The sequence below is a fragment of the Citrobacter sp. Ct235 genome (genome assembly GCF_030332305.1).
In the GTDB taxonomy this organism is placed as follows: Bacteria; Pseudomonadota; Gammaproteobacteria; order Enterobacterales; family Enterobacteriaceae; genus Citrobacter_A; species Citrobacter_A telavivensis.
This window is the reverse complement of the sequence record NZ_JAOWIC010000036.1, coordinates 99,595-118,249: the sequence shown is the minus strand read 5'-3', so window position 1 is coordinate 118,249 and position 18,655 is coordinate 99,595. Positions and strand designations below refer to the sequence as shown.

The following is an 18,655-nucleotide window of genomic DNA, read 5'->3' as shown; positions in this document are numbered from 1 at the left end:
CCCTTCAAGGGGCAATGTGAAAAAAAATTTTCTTCAGGCAAAAATCCTGCAAAAACCGTACTTATCTCACATTTCTCGCCTATTTAATCGCTGGCGTCATAAGCAAATCTGATTGTGATAACATCGAAAACCTGCGCAGTTGCCTGGAATCCAGGCGCAAACGGATAACAACTCATGAGTGGACTGAAACAAGAGCTTGGACTGGCTCAGGGCATTGGCCTGTTGTCGACATCATTATTAGGGACAGGCGTGTTTGCCGTCCCGGCCCTGGCGGCACTGGTGGCAGGTAATAACAGCCTGTGGGCCTGGCCCGTTTTGATTGTTCTGGTGTTTCCCGTTGCGATTGTTTTTGCCCTGTTAGGCCGCCACTATCCCAGCGCAGGCGGCGTCGCCCATTTCGTCGGTATGGCATTTGGCCCACATCTCGAACGGGTCACCGGCTGGCTGTTTCTGTCCGTTATCCCCGTTGGGCTTCCCGCGGCGCTGCACATTGCTGCCGGGTTTGGTCAGGCGATGTTTGGCTGGCACGACGGGCAACTGTTGCTGGCCGAGCTCGGCACCCTGGCGCTGGTGTGGTTCATCGGCTCACGCGGGGCCAGCTCCAGTGCAAACCTGCAAACGGTGATTGCGGGTCTGATTGTGGCACTGATTGTCGCCATCTGGTGGGCCGGCAACCTCAAACCGACAGAAATTCCTTTCCCTGCGCCAGGCGATATTGAGATGTCAGGGCTGTTCTCCGCGCTGTCGGTGATGTTCTGGTGTTTCGTCGGTCTGGAAGCGTTCGCCCATCTGGCCTCTGAATTCAAGGATCCCGAACGGGATTTCCCGCGTGCGCTGATGATTGGTCTGCTGCTGGCCGGTTCGGTCTACTGGGCCTGCACCGTTGTCGTTCTGCACTTTGACGCCTATGGCGAAACGATGGCGGCAGCGGCCTCGTTGCCGAAAATCGTGGTGCAACTGTTTGGCGTTCAGGCGTTGTGGGTAGCCTGTGTGATCGGTTATCTGGCCTGTTTTGCCAGTCTCAACATTTATATACAGAGTTTTGCCCGTCTGGTGTGGTCACAGGCGCAGTACAAACCAGACCATTATCTTGCCCGCCTCTCTCACCGCCATATTCCGCGCAATGCGCTCAATGCCGTGCTGGGCTGTTGCGTAGTCAGTACGCTGTGCATCTATGCGTTGGCGATCAATCTCGATGCGCTCATCGTCTACGCGAACGGCATCTTTATTATGATCTATCTGTTGTGCATGCTGGCAGGCTGTCGCTTGTTGAAAGGTCGGTATCGCGCGCTGGCGATGGTGGGTGGATTATTATGCCTTCTTTTGTTGGCGATGGTCGGCTGGAAGAGTCTGTATGCGCTGATTATGCTGGCAATCCTGTGGCTGTTTTTGCCGAAACGGAAGATGGCTGAACATCAGGGATAGACCGGATAAACGCAAGAGCCCGGTGGCGTTTATGCTTACCGGGCCGACAAGTCTACAATGTCTTTAGATGTCATCAGTCGCGACGATCGTCTTTATGTTCGATATGGTCACGCTCGTCGTCTTTGCGCTGGAACTCGCCGTCAAAGGTGTCGCCACCGCCCGTTCCGGCGCTAAAGCCGCCACCCGGCATCCGGGAAAAACGCAAATGCGGCAGCAGCTTCATCGTCAGGTGCTTCTGCACAGGCGGTAGTAAAAGGAGAAGACCGAGGAAGTCGGTGAAAAAGCCTGGCAGCAACAGCAACAGGCCCGCGATGATCAGCGAAACACTCTTAATCATCTCTTCAGCAGGGCTCTCTCCTGCCGCCATTTTCTGCTGCATCAACAAAAAGTTCTTAAATCCCTGATTACGTACCAGCGACATCCCAATGACTGAGGTAAAAATCACCAGGATGAGCGTCATCAGTACACCCATCACATGGGCGACCTGGATGAAGATAGAAATCTCAATATAAACATAGAGAAAGACTGCAAGTAACGGTATCCAGCGCAAAAGGTTTCTCCTCAAACGACCGCCGTGATGCGCACGTCGGCCCGAAAATAGTTGCGATTCGCATTAGTCGGATGTAAGGGTAGTTCACAAAATTTCAAGCTGTTTACGCACTTATTTTTAGAGTTAATCCTAAAGCGGTGACCTATTTCACAAAATAATAATTAAGGAGTAATTTACCACACTTAAAGTGATCCAGATTACGGCACAATTTCTGGAGCAGAATATGATCTCGTTGACCAGACCGATGTAGGGGATAATCGTCGGTCAAGAAACAATCGAAACCACATATATTCTGTGTGTTTAGTGCATTCATTGGCAGCTTTAAATAAAGAAGGTTCACATGTTAAACAACATTCGTATCGAAGAAGATCTGTTGGGTACCAGGGAAGTTCCAGCCGAAGCCTACTATGGTGTTCACACTCTGAGAGCGATTGAAAACTTCTACATCAGCAATAACAAAATCAGTGACATCCCTGAGTTTGTGCGCGGCATGGTAATGGTTAAGAAGGCAGCTGCGCTGGCAAACAAAGAGTTGCAGACCATTCCTAAGAGTGTAGCGAATGCCATCATTGCCGCATGTGATGAAGTCCTGAATAACGGCAAATGCATGGACCAGTTCCCGGTAGACGTTTACCAGGGCGGTGCAGGCACCTCCGTCAACATGAATACCAACGAAGTGCTGGCCAATATCGGGCTGGAGCTGATGGGTCACCAGAAAGGTGAATATCAGTACCTGAACCCGAACGACCACGTGAACAAATGTCAGTCTACTAACGACGCTTACCCAACCGGTTTCCGCATCGCCGTTTACGCTTCTATCGTTAAACTGGTCGACGCCATCAACCAACTGCGTGAAGGCTTCGAGCGTAAAGCTGTCGAGTTCCAGGACATCCTGAAAATGGGTCGTACCCAGTTGCAGGATGCGGTTCCGATGACCCTGGGTCAGGAATTCCGCGCTTTCAGCGTACTGCTGAAAGAAGAAGTGAAAAACATCGAACGTACCGCTGAACTGCTGCTGGAGGTTAACCTCGGCGCAACGGCTATCGGTACTGGTCTGAATACTCCGAAAGAGTACTCTCCGCTGGCCGTACAGAAACTGGCTGAAGTGACCGGTTTTGCCTGCGTTCCGGCTGAAGACCTGATCGAAGCGACCTCTGACTGCGGCGCTTACGTTATGGTACACGGTGCCCTGAAGCGCCTGGCTGTGAAGATGTCTAAAATCTGTAACGACCTGCGCTTGCTCTCCTCTGGCCCACGTGCTGGCCTGAACGAGATCAACCTGCCGGAACTGCAGGCGGGTTCTTCTATCATGCCGGCGAAAGTTAACCCGGTCGTACCGGAAGTCGTCAACCAGGTGTGCTTCAAAGTCATCGGTAACGACATCACCGTCACCATGGCGTCTGAAGCCGGTCAGTTGCAGCTGAACGTGATGGAACCCGTGATTGGTCAGGCGATGTTTGAATCCATTCACATCCTCAGCAACGCCTGCTACAACCTGCTGGAGAAATGTGTTAACGGTATCACCGCTAACAAAGAAGTGTGCGAAGGATATGTCTACAACTCTATCGGTATCGTCACTTACCTCAACCCGTTCATCGGCCACCACAACGGCGACATCGTTGGTAAGATTTGCGCCGAAACCGGTAAGAGCGTACGTGAAGTGGTGCTGGAGCGCGGTCTGTTGACTGAAGCTGAGCTGGACGATATTTTCTCCGCACAGAACCTGATGCACCCGGCTTACAAAGCAAAACGTTATACTGATGAAAGTGAACAGTAATCGTACAGGGTAGTACCAAGGAGGGCACGTCAGATGACGTGCCTTTTTTCTTATAAGAAGTTACTAAATAACAACAATTTAATATCAACTTGTTAAACAACAAGGAAGGCTAATATGATAGTTGTCGAACTTATCATTGTTTTGCTGGCAATCTTTTTGGGTGCCAGACTTGGGGGCATCGGGATTGGATTTGCAGGTGGACTGGGTGTTCTGGTTCTTGCCGCTATCGGCGTGAAACCGGGTAATATCCCGTTCGATGTCATTTCCATCATTATGGCGGTCATTGCTGCTATCTCCGCGATGCAGGTTGCGGGCGGTCTGGACTATCTGGTTAACCAGACAGAAAAACTGCTGCGTCGGAACCCGAAATACATCACGATCCTTGCACCGATCGTGACCTATTTCCTGACTATCTTTGCAGGTACCGGGAACATCTCCCTGGCAACGCTGCCGGTTATTGCTGAAGTTGCGAAGGAACAGGGCATCAAGCCTTGCCGTCCGCTCTCTACCGCCGTGGTGTCCGCTCAGATTGCGATCACTGCATCGCCAATCTCCGCAGCGGTCGTTTACATGTCTTCAGTGATGGAAGGTCATGGCATTAGCTACATCCACCTGCTGTCCGTGGTCATTCCGTCCACGCTGTTGGCAGTGTTGGTAATGTCTTTCCTGGTGACCATGCTGTTCAACTCCAAACTCTCTGACGATCCGGTGTACCGCAAGCGTCTGGAAGAAGGTTTGGTTGAACTGCGCGGTGAGAAGCAGGTTGAAATCAAACCGATGGCGAAAAACTCCGTCTGGATGTTCCTGCTGGGCGTAGTGTGCGTAGTCGTTTATGCGATCGTCAACAGCCCGAGCCTCGGTCTGGTTGAGAAACCGCTGATGAACACCACTAACGCTATCCTGATCATCATGCTGAGCGTCGCGACGCTGACCACTATCCTGTGCAAAGTGGAAACTGACGCTATCCTCAACTCCAGCACCTTCAAAGCCGGTATGAGCGCCTGTATTTGTATCCTGGGTGTTGCATGGCTGGGTGATACTTTCGTCTCTCACAATATTGACTGGATCAAAGACACTGCAGGTGAAGTGATTCAGGGCCACCCGTGGCTGCTGGCGGTGATCTTCTTCTTTGCTTCTGCGCTGCTGTACTCTCAGGCAGCAACCGCTAAAGCACTGATGCCGATGGCGCTGGCGCTGAACGTTTCTCCGCTGACTGCCGTTGCCTCTTTCGCTGCGGTTTCTGGTCTGTTCATTCTGCCAACTTATCCAACGCTGGTTGCGGCGGTACAGATGGATGACACCGGGACAACACGTATCGGTAAATTCGTCTTTAACCACCCGTTCTTCATCCCTGGTACGCTGGGTGTGGTACTGGCGGTCTGCTTCGGCTTCCTGTTGGGCAGCTTCATGCTGTAAGTGTTACCTGCGGGGCGTGTTCGCGCCCCGCATTTCCCTCCCTTTGTCTAACATCCTTTCCTCGTCCGTTGTATAGTGACCACTCTTTTGCGGGTCATTCTGTTCATTCGAGGTGTTTATGCATGATGTTAGTCGTCAGGATATCTCCCTCCCCGATGCCGTTGTTGTGCTCTGCACCGCGCCGGATGAAGCCACAGCCCAGGATCTGGCAGCCAAAGTGCTGGCAGAAAAACTGGCGGCCTGTGCCACGATTATTCCCGGTGCAACCTCGCTGTATTACTGGGAGGGGAAACTGGAGCAGGAATACGAAGTCCAGATGATCTTAAAAACCTCGGTGATACATCAGGATGCCTTACTCGACTGCCTGAAGTCTCATCACCCGTATCAAACGCCCGAACTTCTGGTTTTACCCGTTACTCATGGAGACAGTGATTACCTCTCATGGCTCAACGCATCCTTACGCTGATCCTGCTTCTTTGCAGCACATCAACTTTTGCCGGACTTTTCGACGCGCCGGGTCGCTCGAATTTTGTCCCTGCTGACCAGGCCTTTGCCTTTGACTTTCAGCAAAACCAACACGATCTGAATCTCACCTGGCAGGTGAAAGACGGGTATTACCTGTATCGCAAGCAGATCAGTATTACCCCTGCTCAGGCAGAAATCGCGGAAGTCACTCTGCCGGCGGGCGTCTGGCATGAAGATGAGTTCTACGGTAAAAGCGAAATTTATCGCAATACGCTCACGATCCCGGTGACCATCAACCAGGCGCAATCTGGCGCGACGCTAACGGTAACGTATCAGGGCTGTGCCGACGCGGGTTTTTGCTATCCGCCGGAAAGCAAAACCGTGCCGTTAAGCGCGGTGATCGCCAGTGTGGATCCGAAACCGGCTACACCAGCAGCGGCACAGCCGCCGCAACCGGAAAACGCGCCAGCGCAACTTCCCTTTTCCGCCCTGTGGGCGCTGCTGATCGGCATTGGCATCGCCTTTACCCCCTGCGTGCTGCCGATGTATCCACTGATTTCCGGCATCGTACTTGGCGGTAAACAGCGTCTTTCTACCGGACGCGCACTGCTACTGACATTCATCTATGTGCAGGGAATGGCGCTGACCTATACCGCTCTGGGTCTGGTGGTGGCCGCCGCCGGATTGCAATTCCAGGCCGCCCTTCAGCATCCCTATGTCTTAATCGGTCTGGCAGTGGTCTTTACCCTGCTTGCCCTGTCGATGTTCGGCCTGTTCACCCTGCAACTGCCCTCGTCGCTGCAAACACGCCTCACGCTGATGAGTAACCGTCAGCAGGGCGGTTCCGCGGGTGGCGTTTTTGCTATGGGCGCGATTGCCGGGCTGATTTGTTCGCCGTGTACGACCGCGCCGCTCAGCGCCATCTTGCTGTACATCGCCCAGAGCGGGAACCTGTGGCTCGGCGGCGGTACGCTGTACCTCTACGCGCTGGGAATGGGGCTGCCGCTGATGCTGGTCACCGTTTTTGGTAACCGTCTGCTGCCAAAAAGCGGACCGTGGATGGCGCAGGTCAAAACGGCGTTTGGCTTTGTTATCCTCGCGCTGCCGGTTTTTTTGCTGGAGCGCATCATCGGTGATACGTGGGGTTTACGCCTGTGGTCGCTGCTGGGCGTGGCCTTCTTTGGCTGGGCGTTTATCACCAGTCTGCAAGCAACACGTGGCTGGATGCGCCTCGTACAGATAATTCTGTTGGCGGCGGCACTGGTCAGCGTACGTCCGCTCCAGGACTGGGCGTTTGGCACAACGGTGACGCAGGCGCAGGCGCATCTGGACTTCAAACCGGTGGCAAGCGTTGAGGAACTCAATCAGGCGCTGGTCGAGGCGAAAGGCAAACCGGTTATGCTGGACCTGTACGCCGACTGGTGTGTAGCCTGTAAAGAGTTTGAAAAGTACACCTTCAGCCATCCGCAGGTAAAGCAGGCGCTGGGCGATACGGTGCTGTTACAGGCTAACGTCACCGCCAATAACGCGCAGGATGTGGCGCTGCTGAAGCATTTGCAGGTATTAGGACTGCCAACCATCCTGTTCTTTGACGCACAAGGTCAGGAGCACCCGCAGGTACGGGTAACGGGCTTTATGGATGCGGCGACGTTTAGTGCGCATTTGCACGATCGCCAACCGTGAGCGACACTTTCAGAGGTAAAGACGGAGGAATGACCGTGCAACGTGAAGATGTCCTGGGAGAAGCCCTAAAATTACTCGAGATCCATGGGATTGCGAACACCACGCTGGAAATGGTGGCTGAGCGCGTTGATTATCCGCTCGACGAAATGCAGCGTTTCTGGCCGGACAAAGAGGCTATTTTGTATGACGCGCTGCGCTATCTCAGCCAGCAGGTGGATATCTGGCGTCGCCAGCTGTTGCTTGATGACTCCCTGAGTGCTGAACAAAAGCTGCTGGCCCGCTACAATGCGCTGGCAGAATGCGTGAGTAATAATCGCTACCCGGGTTGCCTGTTTATCGCCGCCTGTACGTTTTATCCCGATCCATCACACCCCATTCATCAACTGGCGGATCAGCAGAAAAGCGCGGCGCACGATTTTACCCACGAACTGCTGACCACGCTGGAGATTGACGATCCGGCGATGGTTGCTAAACAGATGGAACTGGTGCTGGAAGGCTGTCTGAGCCGCATGCTGGTCAATCGCAGCCATGCGGATGTAGAGACAGCGCATCGTCTGGCGGAAGATATTCTGCGCTTTGCCCAGTGCCGTCAGGGTGGCGCGCTGACCTAAGCCAGCCCTCCCGCCCACGCTGAAATCAGCAGGCACAGCGCCATCAGACGCTGAAAACGCACCATCGCCACGGTGGTGCGAAACACCCTGTTCACTGCCTTCCCCAGCCACGCCCAACACAGAAGGCATCCGATAGAGATCAGCAAAAACCACAGCGCCATGAACGCAATATCGCGCAGCGCATGACTCCCCGTCGGCGCAAACAGGCTCACCACCGCCAGCGCCATCATCCACGTTTTCGGATTCACCACCTGCAAAAGCGCCGCCGCCCGCGCGGTAAAACGATGAGATTGCTTTGCGGACAAATTCGCGGCCGGGGCGCTATATAATTGCCAGCTCATCCAGCTTAACCACGCCACGCCCCCCCAACTCATCACCTGTCGCACCAGCGGATACTGACGCAGTATTTCCCCTGCCCCGGCACCTGAAATCAACACAATCATACTCGCCGCCACACAGCCACTGATCAACGCAGGCAGCGTCGCTTTCACACCATGATGCTGGCTGTTCGCCAGGATGAGGATATTGGTGGGACCGGGGGTGATAGAGGCAACAAACGCAAACAGCAAAAATGGCGCGATACTCACAGGCAGACTCCTTTTTAGTTGAGTTCTGACTGTGACCTTATTTCCTGTTACCGTCTGGAAGGTTTGTGCACAAACGACGGTAGTGCGCAGGCGAAATGCGATACGCACGCTGGAACCAGCGCCCAAGGTGGCTTTGATCGGCGAACCCCAGCGCCGCCGCCACATCGACCGGCAGCGCACCCTTCCCCAACATCTGGCGTGCCTTTGCCAGCCGAAGCTGAATCAGCCACGCGTGCGGCGCCAGGTGAAACTCGCGTTTAAAGCTGCGCGTCAGCGTAAAACGGTCCGTTCCGGTTTCGCGCGCCAGATCGGAAAGGCCAATATTGTCGCCCATATGCGCATGCAGATAATCACGGGCGCGATGGGCTATCGCTGCGCTCTGTATCTGTGAAGGAAGACGCTTTCGCCAGTGGCAATGGGTGGTGAGTTGCGAAAGCAGATTATCCATCGTGCTTTGCTGTACAATGCGCATCTCTTCGGTATGCAAGGCGCTAAACGTTTCGCCGATGGCACGCACCAATTGCGGCTCACGCGACAACGTGCGGCTAAAATGCAGGGAATAGCGGTCCGGCGTGGTGTCATAAAGGCCCTGCAACGTTTTTGTCAGCCACTGTTCATCCAGATAAAAGGTGAGATAGGTAAACCCTCCGGCCACCGGCGCATCGCCATCGTGAATCTCCCCCGGTTCCAGTAAAAAAGCATCACCAGGCTGGCTGCGGTGACGTTCACGCCGACAGTGAAATTGCTGCGTGCCGGAAAGGGTAATGCCGACCAGATAGCTGTCGTGCCAGTGCGGATCGAACGCATGCCCTTCAAAATGGGCTTTGATTGTTTCAATACCGGTATCGGCATGTTGTCGCAGCTCAAGCCAGTCGTTTGCCATACTGCCCTCCTCTCGCTGTCAGCATTGCCTGTTCAGAACGCGTCTGTCTGGAATATTTGTGCAAACTGAATGCAGAAACGCACAGATTGCCGCAAACTTAAGCAGTTGAACAGCTTTCCCCTAAATTTGGTTGACTGTCAGGCATGATTACGGTTTAATGCGCCCCGTTGCCCGGATAGCTCAGTCGGTAGAGCAGGGGATTGAAAATCCCCGTGTCCTTGGTTCGATTCCGAGTCCGGGCACCACTCATTTAAAGAAACCAGCCTAAGGGCTGGTTTTTTGCTTTCTGAGGTTCCTTCCGGTAGATATCTGGTCGTCTTAGCCACAGGTGTCACTGCTTTATCTCTTGAATCCCACCTGAGCATTTCCCTTTAGCGGCTCCCTGCCCTTCCGGTCCCGATGTCGTTGCCTGTTCGGCTTCAAACGGCCAATAAACACGATCTCCAACTTGTATGCCTGGCTGATGGATTCATCACAGCAAGGCCGAATCCGGTCTTTGTCCGGTCTGGGGAACGAAAGCGTCATCCCTTCGATTCTGATCTATGCAAAACACTACCGCGCCGCCTGGCTTGCTCGCCCCCTCACAACGCCGGGAAGGATTCCCGACCTTGTTCACGGTTCTCAATAAAATCGGTTATGACCCCCTCCTTCAACCAACTGACTCCCCGCCACTGTTAAGCCTCCGGCAAGCGAGGTTAATGGCGGAGTTTATATCTCTGCAGTGCTTACTGCTGAGCAGAAATTCAGGACTGACACTTTCCTGTTCTTAACAATATTCAGGCTGACTGTCGCTTATGTGCCAGAAACACCTACCGGAGTGGGGTCAATCCAAATAGCCGCTCTGTACGTACCTTACAAAGGACTGGAATGACACTTGAGAAGGTTGAATGTCATTCCCGACTCATTAATGGAACGCTGCATGATGTTATGCATGACTGGATGACATTACGATGTGGCCGGTCGGGTTAGCTATATGCAGGAACTCGCCTGGCGACCAGAGTGCAGCGGACAATATCGGGTACGCTCGTTGACGATCACGGGCGTGCTGACGGCGCACGATTCGCATTGAACTGATTAACCAGACAGAATCAGGGCGGTAATGGACAATACCTGATAGTTACCCGACATACTGGCGTTATACAGTAGCCGCGGTAGCGTAGTGATATCCGGCACGCCGACAGAAAAGGTACCGGTAAACTTATCCAGCGATTCGAGGAAGACAAAAATACTGGCAGCAATAATCCCTGGCGAGGCCTGCGGCAAGTCGTCTGCTGATGGAGTGGGAATAGAGGCGATGAAACGCTGCGCTGAAAACGGCATTTCATGATGCCGCCTCCTTATTCTCTTCATATGCAGTGACATCATTATACGGCAGACGCTTCGCGCCTTAACCAGTTCTGTAATAGCTTGCCATCCTGCGTCATCTCATTATCCTGGCGAACGCACAAATAGTAGTCGCGCCCGTCATCTATTGGCAGATCAAAAATCTTCACCAGCTCGCCTTTGTCCAGGTACGGCATAATGAGGGGCTCGCGCATCAGGGCGCATCCCAGTCCTGCCTGTACGCCCGCCAGCGTGAGCAGACCGTCCTCAAACAAGGGGCCGCAGCGCGGCGGGGAACGCTTCACGCCCTGCTGAATAAACCATTGATGCCAGGTGGTTCGTTCTTCATCATGCAGCAGCGGCATCTGCATCAGTTGCTCCGGGGTATCAATATGACCATGCAGTCGCAAAAACGCCTTGCTGCATACCGGTACCATGCGCCCGGAAATCAGTTTTTCACTCTGGTATCCCGTCCAGTTGCCATCTCCGAAGCGGATCGACATATCTGAAGCGTCACTCAGATAGTTGCGGTGATTGGCATACACCACGTTAATCTCAGTATGCGGATTCGCGCGCGTAAACATCGGCAGGCGAGGAATAAACCACCCCATCCCAAAAAGAGGAATCAGGCTAATCGTTACCTGCCGGGCCTGCTCCTGCTCCACCAGATGCTCCGTCGCCTGACGCAAAACGTTAAACGCCGCACGGATCGAACGATAATATTCACGCCCTTGCTGGCTCAGCGCCAGTCGTCGTCCATGCCGTTCGGTGAGCGCGATTTGCAGATACCCTTCAAGTAATTTGAGCTGATGGCTAACCGCAGAGGGCGAAATCGCCAGCTCTTTCGCGGCCTGGGTCACGCTTCCTAATCGGGCAATGGCTTCAAAGGCACGCACCGCCCGTAGCGGAGGATCGTTGGCAAGGCGACTCTCCGCAAAGGAGGGCAATGTCGTCAATTGTTCTGTTTTATTCATATATTGATTTCTTTAGGCTATAACCTTGTTTTGTGATTAACAAAATAATCTTATTAATCATTAAGATATAAAAAAATCTGTTTATCATAAGAAATAATATATGTGTATTTTACAATTTTATTCAATTATTAGATGGTACCCACTGAAAGAGCAATCTGTCGGGTACAAACGTTGGACACACTCATACAACAACTGATAAACGGTGTGATGCTGGGCAGCATCTACGCGCTGATCGCGCTGGGCTATACCATGGTGTATGGTATTTTGCGTATTATTAACTTTGCTCACGGCGATATCCTGATGGTTGGCGCGCTTACTACGCTCTCCGCCATCAACGTCCTGAATCATACCTTCCCTGCTATGCCGCAGTTACTGCAACTCGGTGTAGCGCTACTCATCGCGATGGCCGTCTGCGCCCTGCTGGCGATGGCGGTTGAACGTTTCGCCTATCGCAGGCTGCGTAACGCCCCACGGCTGGCTCCGCTGATCTCCGGTATCGGCGTTTCCGTATTACTGCAAACCATGGCGATGATCGTCTGGACCCGCAATCCGCTGATGTTCCCGCAGATCCTGTCGATGAACCCGATCGCCGTGACCTCCGGAAGCGAAACTCACCCACCCGCGATTATCACTCTCACCGGCATTGTCACCGTCGGGCTGGCACTGGCGGTCATGACCGGTCTGTGGCTGCTGGTTGAATACACTCGCCTCGGGCGAGGCATGCGCGCAGTGGCAGAGAATCCGCGGGTCGCCACGCTGATGGGCGTTAACCCAAACGCCATCATCACCCTGACGTTTGCTATCGGCGGCATTTTTGCGGCGCTGGCCGGTGTGATGATGGCAAGCAACTACGGTAACGCCAGCTTCTCAATGGGCTTTCTACCCGGAATAAAAGCGTTCACCGCCGCCGTGCTTGGCGGCATTGGCAATATTCGCGGCGCGATGATCGGCGGGATTTTACTGGGTGTCATAGAAGCGCTTGGTGCGGGCTATCTCGGTGAGCTCACTAACGGCGTCTTTGGCAGTAATTACCAGGACGTGTTTGCCTTCATCGTGCTGATCCTGGTGCTGGTATTCCGTCCGGCAGGTTTGCTGGGCGAGCGCGTGGCGCACAGAGCGTAAGGGAAAATCAATGACAACCGTACAACTGCAAGCTCCGGCCACAACGCGCAAATTCTGGTCAGGCATGACCTTGTTCTGTATCGCATTGCTGATTGCTCCTGTCGTTGCCAGCCAGCTTGGCGGTAACTACTGGGTCCGCGTGATCGATTTCGCCCTGCTCTACATCATGCTGGCGCTGGGGCTCAATATCGTCGTGGGCTATACCGGCCTGCTGGATATGGGGTTTATTGCCTTTTATGCCGTTGGGGCTTATCTGGCCGCTCTGCTGGCCTCTCCTCATCTGTCTGAGGTGTTCCCCATCCTCGCCGTCTGGTTCCCGGACGGGCTACATACCTCGTATCTGCTGATCGTTCCGGCTGCGGCACTGGTCGCTGCCGTATGCGGCATTTTGCTTGGCGCACCGACACTGAAGCTGCGCGGGGATTATCTGGCAATTGTTACGCTGGGCTTTGGCGAGATTATCCGCATTCTGATGCGCAACCTCGATCGCCCGGTGAATATCACCAACGGCGCCAAAGGCATTACCGGCGTGGATACGCTTAACCTCTTTGGCCTGAAGTTCAGCGGTGTTTATCACTGGATAGGCTTTAAAGTGCCCGCATTGTGGCTGTGGTACTACCTGCTGATGTTGGTCATTGTGGCGATCATTTTTGTCTGCCTGCGCCTGCAACATTCACGTATCGGTCGCGCCTGGCACGCGATTCGTGAAGACGAAGACGTGGCCCGTGCGATGGGCATTAACGTGCGCAACTATAAGCTGCTGGCTTTTGCTATGGGCGCCTCGTTTGGCGGCGTCGCTGGCGCGCTGTTTGGCACGTTTCAGGGATTTGTCTCCCCGGAATCCTTCACCCTGCAAGAGTCCATTGCCGTGCTGGCGATGGTGGTGCTGGGCGGTATGGGCCATATCCCCGGCGTAATCCTCGGTGCGGTGCTCCTGACCGCCCTGCCGGAACTGCTCCGTAGCCAGGCGGCCCCTGTTCAACAGATGTTGTTCGGCACGGTACTGATTGACCCAGAAATTTTGCGTCAGCTCTTCTACGGCCTTGCACTGGTGCTGGTCATGCTGGTTCGCCCATCCGGTATCTGGCCGGTTCGCCACAAAGAGGTGAAAGCATGAGCCTGTTAACCGTGAGCAATATGTCCAAACGCTTTGGCGGCCTGACCGCCGTGGACGATGTTTCGCTTTCCATTAATAAAGGCGAGATCTACGGTCTGATCGGCCCCAACGGAGCCGGAAAAACCACCTGTTTTAACCTGATTACCGGACTTTACCCGGCAGACAGGGGGGAATTTTTTATTGCAGACCAACCCTATTACCCAAAACAGATAGAGAAAGTGACCGCCGCCGGGATTGCACGCACTTTTCAAAACGTGCGTCTGTTCAACGAGATGTCGGTGCTGGAAAACGTGATGGTCGGTCGCCACGTTCGCACCCGTAATGGGCTATGGGCTGCACTGAGCCGTCATAAGCGCGCCCGTGAGGAAGAAGCGCAAACCCGCGAACAGGCCTGGCGCTGGCTGGAGTACACCGGCATTGCAAAGTTTGCCCATTACCGCGCCTGCGATCTGGCCTACGGCCACCAGCGTCGTCTTGAGATCGCCCGCGCGCTGGCTACAGATCCGCTGCTTCTGGCGCTTGACGAACCTGCTGCGGGGATGAATGCCGCCGAGAAGGTCGCGCTTGGTGAGCTGTTAATCCGTATTCGTGAAGATGGCAAAACCCTGCTGATGATCGAGCACGACGTCAAGCTGGTGATGAACATCTGCGATCGCCTGACGGTACTCGATTACGGCAAAACGCTGGCCTGCGGCACGCCGGATACCGTGCGTCGCGATCCGGCAGTTATCGCAGCCTGGCTTGGAGGCAATAAGCATGTCTGAGTTACTGAAGGTGGAACGCCTGGATGTGCATTACGGCGGTATTCAGGCCGTTCGCGATATCTCCTTTACCCTGCATGAGGGTGAACAGGCCACGCTGATTGGCGCCAACGGCGCGGGTAAAAGTTCCACCGTGCGCGCCATCAGCGGGCTGGAAAGTTTTAACGGCAACATTGAATTCAATGGTAAAGCCGTACGCAAACAGAAACCGGAGACGCTGCTGCGCAACGGGCTGGTGATGGTGCCGGAAGGTCGCGGCATCTTTGCCCGCATGACGGTGCTTGAAAATTTGCAGATGGGGGCATGGTTAAGGCGTGACACCGCCAGCGTTAAGCGCGAAATGGCAGAGATTTTTGAGCGTTTCCCGCGTCTTGGCGAACGCCAGCACCAGCTTGCAGGACTGCTCTCTGGCGGCGAACAGCAGCTGTTGGCGCTCAACCGCGCCCTGCTGAGCCGCCCGCGTTTACTGATCCTCGACGAGCCGTCTATGGGGCTAGCCCCCAGGATGGTGGAAAACATTTTTACCGTGATCGCCGGGCTGCGCACACGCGGCGTCGCCCTGCTGCTCATTGAACAAAACGCCCGACTGGCGCTGGAAGTAACCGACAGCGCCTGGGTGATGGACAGCGGCAGCATTGTGCATCACGGCGAGTCGAAAGCAATGCTTAATGACGATCAAATTGCACAGATTTATTTGGGCGAAATGCCTGTTTAACACACTCACCAACAGCAGGGAAAAACAATGAAAACAGTAAAAATCAGTGCGCTCAGCGCCGCTATTCTACTCAGTAGTTTTGCCTCAACAGGTGCATGGTCAGCGGAAAGCGAAACCGTGATAATCGGTCTTGCAGGCCCGCTTACCGGCCCGTCTGCCCGTATTGGTAAAGATCTGGAGAACGGTGCCCAACTGGCGATTGACGATATCAACAAGCAGCACCCGACCATCAGTGGTAAAGCCGTAACCTTCAAACTGCAGTCCGAGGACGATCAGTCTGACCCGCGTACTGCCGTTGCCGTAGCGCAACGTCTGGTGGACAGCGGTGTGGCAGGCGTTGTCGGCCACTGGAATACCGGCACCAGTATTCCGGCGGCACGCGTCTATCACGATGCGGGTATCGCCCAGGTCGCACCTGTTGCGACTGGTCATGCCTACACCAGACAGGGCTTTGATACCAGCTTCCGGGTGATGGGGCATGACGATGACGGCGGCCAGTTTGCCGGTCAGTACGCGGTGAATACCCTGAAGGCAAAACGTATTGCCGTGATCGACGACCGTACCGCATTCGGTCAGGGGCTGGCCGACGAGTTTATAAAATCACTTGAAGCGCAGGGCGTGAAGATTGTTGACCGCCAGTACGTTGACGACAAAACCGTGGACTTCAGCGCTGTGCTGACCGCCATTCGTAGCAAAAACGCTGACCTGATCTTCTTCGGCGGCGTGGATAGCCAGGCCGCGCCGCTGGCGCGTCGGATCAAACAGCTGGGTATGAACGCCACGCTGATGGGCGCAGGCGGCTTCGTCAGCCAGACCTTCCTGCAACTGGCCCAGAAAGAAGGTGAAGGCGTCGTGGCGCTGGAGCCGGGCCTGCCGGTTGAGCAGATGCCGGGCGGTAAGGCGTTCGAGCAAGAGTATCAGTCTCGCTACCACACCCATATTGAACTCCACGCCCCATTCGCCTATGACGCCACCCGCGTTCTGGTTGCCGCGATGGAAAAAGCCGACTCTGTCGATCCGTCTGAGTATCTGCCCGTTCTGCGCGCAATAAGCTATTCCGGCGTTACCGGGCAGATCGCTTTTGATAATGAAGGCAACCTGAAATCGCCGTCTTTCACCGTCTACAAAGTCGTGGATGGCAAATGGCAGCCGCAAACGGTACTGGGCGGCGCCAAAACGAAGTAACGCAGTGAGGCAATGTGATGAGTGATAATAACGAGCTGGGCATTCTCGCCCGCCGTAAAATAGAAGCAGAGATTATTAAACCAATCTATGAAATCCTGGTGCGCGAGATAGGGAAAGCCCGCGCCCAGGCGGTCATTGGCGAAGCCATTGAGCAGGCGGCGATCGATGCCGGCAAAGAATTTGCGCGCAAGGAGCCGAATGGCACAGACGTGAAGAGTTTTATCGCCCTGCAATACCTGTGGGAGAAGGATAACGCGCTGGATGTCAAAGTGATCGACGCCGACGACAAGCAGTACAACTATAACGTCACCCGCTGCCGTTACGCCGAGATGTACCACGAGATGGGCCTCGGCGAGATTGGTCACCTGCTCTCCTGTGCCCGCGATGAGAAATTTATCGTCGGCTACGCGCCCGACGTGGAGCTGACCCGTACGACCACCATCATGCAGGGTGGCGCGTGCTGTGACTTTCGCTATCGCACCCAAAAGGAAGACGTATGATCCGCGTGAATGCAGAACGTTTATGGTCGACGCTTGAGACAATGGCGCAAATCGGCGGCACGCCAGCCGGTGGCGTCACCCGACTGGCGTTAAGCAATGAGGATCGCCTCGCCCGTGATTTACTGCGCGACTGGGCGCAGGAAGCCGGATTTCGCTGCGAAATCGATAGCATGGGCAACATGTTTATTCGCCGCGCCGGCAGAAAACCACAGCTTGCGCCGGTTATGACCGGTTCACACGTCGATTCTCAGCCGCTGGGTGGGCGGTATGATGGAATTTACGGCGTGCTGGCCGGGCTGGAAGTGCTGCGTACTTTAAACGATCAGAACATTGAGACCGAACGCGATATTGTACTGGTCAACTGGACCAATGAAGAAGGCGCGCGCTTTGCGCCAGCAATGCTGGCCTCCGGCGTCTGGAGCGGGCAGTTCTCACAACAATACGCGTGGGCGCGTGAAGATCAGGACGGCATCAGCGTTGGCGAGGCGCTTGAGGCCATCGGTTACCGTGGCGACCAGCCTGCCATCGCCTTCCCTGTCTACACCTGTTACGAGTTACATATCGAGCAAGGCCCGATCCTCGAAGAGGAAGGTATTGATATCGGCCTGGTGCATGCCGCTATGGGCCAGCGCTGGTTCAACGTTGTAATCCGCGGATTTGCCGCCCATGCAGGCACCACACCAATGGCCAGCCGCCGCGATGCGTTGACCGCCTTCGCCCGTCTGGCGCTGGCGGTGGAAGACATTGGTAATCAACACGAACCAGACGGCAGAGCGACAATTGGCATGGCGCAGATTTCACCAGGATCGCGTAACGTAGTACCAGGGGAAGTACATTGCAGCGTGGAGTTTCGTCATCCACAAACTGTCGCCCTCCAGGCAATGGAAGCGGCGCTTCGCAAGGCCGCGGTAGATCTGAATCAGCGCGGCATTCAACTCGATGTGGAACGTATCTTCGATTACGCCCCCATCGCATTTGACGAGACCAGCCTACAGCGCAGTGCAAATGCAGCCCAGGCACTGGGATATAGCAGCAAAAGAATGGTATCTGGTGCCGGTCACGATACCTGTTATATAAGCAAAATCGCACCCGCCAGCATGATTTTTATCCCTTGCGAAAAAGGCATCAGTCATAACGAAGCAGAAAACATTCAGCCGGAATGGGCAGAAAAAGGTGCTAACGTTTTGCTGCACAGCATCCTGTCGACTGCGCTCGAGTATTAACCCCCGTCAACGAAGTCATCGCCCCCAGGACTGGAAGCTATTGATCATTCCAGAAAGATCTTATCTCTGTGAATCCCCCGCCTCCCTGACAGGGACGTGGGGACTATTGTTTTTCACGCTGAGAACCCCGCATGAAAAAACCTGACAGCCTCCAGTCCGTTGAACAACCGCTGGCATCACTTCCTCACATACTTCACCAGCTTATTCTAGAACGTATTCAGAAACTAACGCACTACGAACCGGTGACTGGCATCATGGGCAACAACGGTACCACGAGCAGTTCTGGCGTGGTGTGATGCAGACTTATCAACCGCAGGCGCTGTTTGTAATTAACCAAG

17 protein-coding genes, 1 tRNA gene and 1 pseudogene are annotated in these 18,655 nt (G+C 54.5%); 14 read left to right on the top strand and 5 right to left on the bottom strand.

The window, feature by feature from the left end; genetic code table 11:
- Positions 1–174 precede the first annotated feature (174 nt).
- Positions 175–1,425: an L-methionine/branched-chain amino acid transporter gene (gene yjeH / locus OGY35_RS03670; RefSeq protein ID WP_286631447.1), complete on the top strand. Its 1,251-nt coding sequence runs from the start codon at positions 175–177 to the stop codon at positions 1,423–1,425.
- A gap of 73 nt (positions 1,426–1,498) precedes the next feature.
- Here yjeH and OGY35_RS03665 read toward each other — a convergent pair whose 3' ends face one another.
- Entirely contained in the window at positions 1,499–1,975 is a 477-nt protein-coding gene (locus OGY35_RS03665; RefSeq protein WP_286631446.1) for an FxsA family protein, read from the bottom strand.
- Positions 1,976–2,315: 340 nt separating this feature from the next.
- Here OGY35_RS03665 and aspA point away from each other — a divergent pair, with 340 nt between their 5' ends.
- The 5 genes from aspA to OGY35_RS03640 all read left to right on the top strand — a co-directional run bounded on the left by aspA (position 2,316) and on the right by OGY35_RS03640 (position 7,927).
- Positions 2,316–3,752 (top strand): aspartate ammonia-lyase, encoded by a 1,437-nt coding sequence (aspA, locus tag OGY35_RS03660; RefSeq protein ID WP_042321348.1) that lies wholly within the window; start codon positions 2,316–2,318, stop codon positions 3,750–3,752.
- A 114-nt stretch (positions 3,753–3,866) separates the two neighbouring features.
- On the top strand, positions 3,867–5,168 hold the full coding sequence (gene dcuA / locus OGY35_RS03655; RefSeq protein WP_046494335.1) for an anaerobic C4-dicarboxylate transporter DcuA: 1,302 nt from the start codon (positions 3,867–3,869) through the stop codon (positions 5,166–5,168).
- A 118-nt stretch (positions 5,169–5,286) separates the two neighbouring features.
- Entirely contained in the window at positions 5,287–5,634 is a 348-nt protein-coding gene (gene cutA, locus OGY35_RS03650; protein WP_152401624.1) for a divalent cation tolerance protein CutA, read from the top strand.
- Positions 5,610–7,316 carry a protein-disulfide reductase DsbD gene (locus OGY35_RS03645; protein WP_286631445.1) on the top strand — a complete coding sequence of 569 codons (1,707 nt, stop codon included), beginning with the start codon at positions 5,610–5,612 and terminating at the stop codon, positions 7,314–7,316. The genes cutA and OGY35_RS03645 overlap by 25 nt, the downstream gene beginning before the upstream one ends.
- Before the next feature lie 35 nt (positions 7,317–7,351).
- The gene (locus OGY35_RS03640) at positions 7,352–7,927 is read left to right on the top strand and encodes a transcriptional regulator (RefSeq protein WP_152401619.1); all 576 of its coding nucleotides are present in this window, start codon (positions 7,352–7,354) and stop codon (positions 7,925–7,927) included.
- Here OGY35_RS03640 and OGY35_RS03635 read toward each other — a convergent pair.
- Both OGY35_RS03635 and OGY35_RS03630 read right to left on the bottom strand, forming a co-directional pair.
- A complete protein-coding gene (locus OGY35_RS03635; RefSeq protein ID WP_152401616.1) occupies positions 7,924–8,514 on the bottom strand; it encodes a LysE family translocator in 591 nt (196 codons plus the stop codon). The genes OGY35_RS03640 and OGY35_RS03635 overlap by 4 nt on opposite strands.
- Positions 8,515–8,551: 37 nt before the next feature.
- The gene (locus OGY35_RS03630) at positions 8,552–9,397 is read right to left on the bottom strand and encodes an AraC family transcriptional regulator (protein ID WP_178825096.1); all 846 of its coding nucleotides are present in this window, start codon (positions 9,395–9,397) and stop codon (positions 8,552–8,554) included.
- Between the two features lie 169 nt (positions 9,398–9,566).
- Between OGY35_RS03630 and OGY35_RS03625 the strand changes: the two genes are divergently transcribed.
- Positions 9,567–9,642: transfer RNA gene (locus tag OGY35_RS03625), tRNA-Phe, on the top strand.
- Between the two features lie 838 nt (positions 9,643–10,480).
- Here the strand turns inward: OGY35_RS03625 and OGY35_RS03620 are convergent.
- Positions 10,481–10,660, bottom strand: a pseudogene (locus tag OGY35_RS03620) (ABC transporter permease); the annotation flags it as partial.
- Positions 10,661–10,761: 101 nt separating this feature from the next.
- Positions 10,762–11,694, bottom strand: coding sequence for a LysR substrate-binding domain-containing protein (locus OGY35_RS03615; RefSeq protein WP_286631444.1), 933 nt, complete (start codon positions 11,692–11,694; stop codon positions 10,762–10,764).
- Between the two features lie 171 nt (positions 11,695–11,865).
- Here OGY35_RS03615 and OGY35_RS03610 point away from each other — a divergent pair, with 171 nt between their 5' ends.
- Genes OGY35_RS03610 through OGY35_RS03580 form a run of 7 tightly spaced genes read left to right on the top strand, consistent with a single transcriptional unit; the run spans position 11,866 to position 18,317 of the window.
- The gene (locus tag OGY35_RS03610; protein ID WP_286631443.1) at positions 11,866–12,816 is read left to right on the top strand and encodes a branched-chain amino acid ABC transporter permease; all 951 of its coding nucleotides are present in this window, start codon (positions 11,866–11,868) and stop codon (positions 12,814–12,816) included.
- Positions 12,817–12,826: 10 nt separating this feature from the next.
- A complete protein-coding gene (locus OGY35_RS03605; protein ID WP_286631442.1) occupies positions 12,827–13,933 on the top strand; it encodes a branched-chain amino acid ABC transporter permease in 1,107 nt (368 codons plus the stop codon).
- Positions 13,930–14,697: an ABC transporter ATP-binding protein gene (locus OGY35_RS03600; RefSeq protein ID WP_286631441.1), complete on the top strand. Its 768-nt coding sequence runs from the start codon at positions 13,930–13,932 to the stop codon at positions 14,695–14,697. Before OGY35_RS03605 ends, OGY35_RS03600 begins: the two co-directional genes overlap by 4 nt.
- Entirely contained in the window at positions 14,690–15,409 is a 720-nt protein-coding gene (locus OGY35_RS03595; protein WP_286631440.1) for an ABC transporter ATP-binding protein, read from the top strand. Before OGY35_RS03600 ends, OGY35_RS03595 begins: the two co-directional genes overlap by 8 nt.
- Positions 15,410–15,436: 27 nt before the next feature.
- A complete protein-coding gene (locus OGY35_RS03590; protein ID WP_286631439.1) occupies positions 15,437–16,594 on the top strand; it encodes a branched-chain amino acid ABC transporter substrate-binding protein in 1,158 nt (385 codons plus the stop codon).
- A gap of 17 nt (positions 16,595–16,611) precedes the next feature.
- The gene (locus OGY35_RS03585; RefSeq protein WP_286631438.1) at positions 16,612–17,094 is read left to right on the top strand and encodes an L-2-amino-thiazoline-4-carboxylic acid hydrolase; all 483 of its coding nucleotides are present in this window, start codon (positions 16,612–16,614) and stop codon (positions 17,092–17,094) included.
- Positions 17,091–18,317, top strand: coding sequence for a Zn-dependent hydrolase (locus OGY35_RS03580; RefSeq protein ID WP_286631437.1), 1,227 nt, complete (start codon positions 17,091–17,093; stop codon positions 18,315–18,317). Before OGY35_RS03585 ends, OGY35_RS03580 begins: the two co-directional genes overlap by 4 nt.
- Positions 18,318–18,655 lie beyond the last annotated feature (338 nt).

Bases quoted from the DNA above. Each gene is read 5' to 3' on its own strand.
- OGY35_RS03630 (WP_178825096.1), bottom strand. From the start codon at position 9,397: ATGGCAAACGACTGGCTTGAGCTGCGACAACATGCCGATACCGGTATT.
- OGY35_RS03580 (WP_286631437.1), top strand. From the start codon at position 17,091: ATGATCCGCGTGAATGCAGAACGTTTATGGTCGACGCTTGAGACAATG.
- OGY35_RS03605 (WP_286631442.1), top strand. From the start codon at position 12,827: ATGACAACCGTACAACTGCAAGCTCCGGCCACAACGCGCAAATTCTGG.
- cutA (WP_152401624.1), top strand. From the start codon at position 5,287: ATGCATGATGTTAGTCGTCAGGATATCTCCCTCCCCGATGCCGTTGTT.
- aspA (WP_042321348.1), top strand. From the start codon at position 2,316: ATGTTAAACAACATTCGTATCGAAGAAGATCTGTTGGGTACCAGGGAA.
- OGY35_RS03595 (WP_286631440.1), top strand. From the start codon at position 14,690: ATGTCTGAGTTACTGAAGGTGGAACGCCTGGATGTGCATTACGGCGGT.
- OGY35_RS03585 (WP_286631438.1), top strand. From the start codon at position 16,612: ATGAGTGATAATAACGAGCTGGGCATTCTCGCCCGCCGTAAAATAGAA.
- OGY35_RS03615 (WP_286631444.1), bottom strand. From the start codon at position 11,694: ATGAATAAAACAGAACAATTGACGACATTGCCCTCCTTTGCGGAGAGT.
- OGY35_RS03645 (WP_286631445.1), top strand. From the start codon at position 5,610: ATGGCTCAACGCATCCTTACGCTGATCCTGCTTCTTTGCAGCACATCA.
- dcuA (WP_046494335.1), top strand. From the start codon at position 3,867: ATGATAGTTGTCGAACTTATCATTGTTTTGCTGGCAATCTTTTTGGGT.
- OGY35_RS03600 (WP_286631441.1), top strand. From the start codon at position 13,930: ATGAGCCTGTTAACCGTGAGCAATATGTCCAAACGCTTTGGCGGCCTG.
- yjeH (WP_286631447.1), top strand. From the start codon at position 175: ATGAGTGGACTGAAACAAGAGCTTGGACTGGCTCAGGGCATTGGCCTG.
- OGY35_RS03590 (WP_286631439.1), top strand. From the start codon at position 15,437: ATGAAAACAGTAAAAATCAGTGCGCTCAGCGCCGCTATTCTACTCAGT.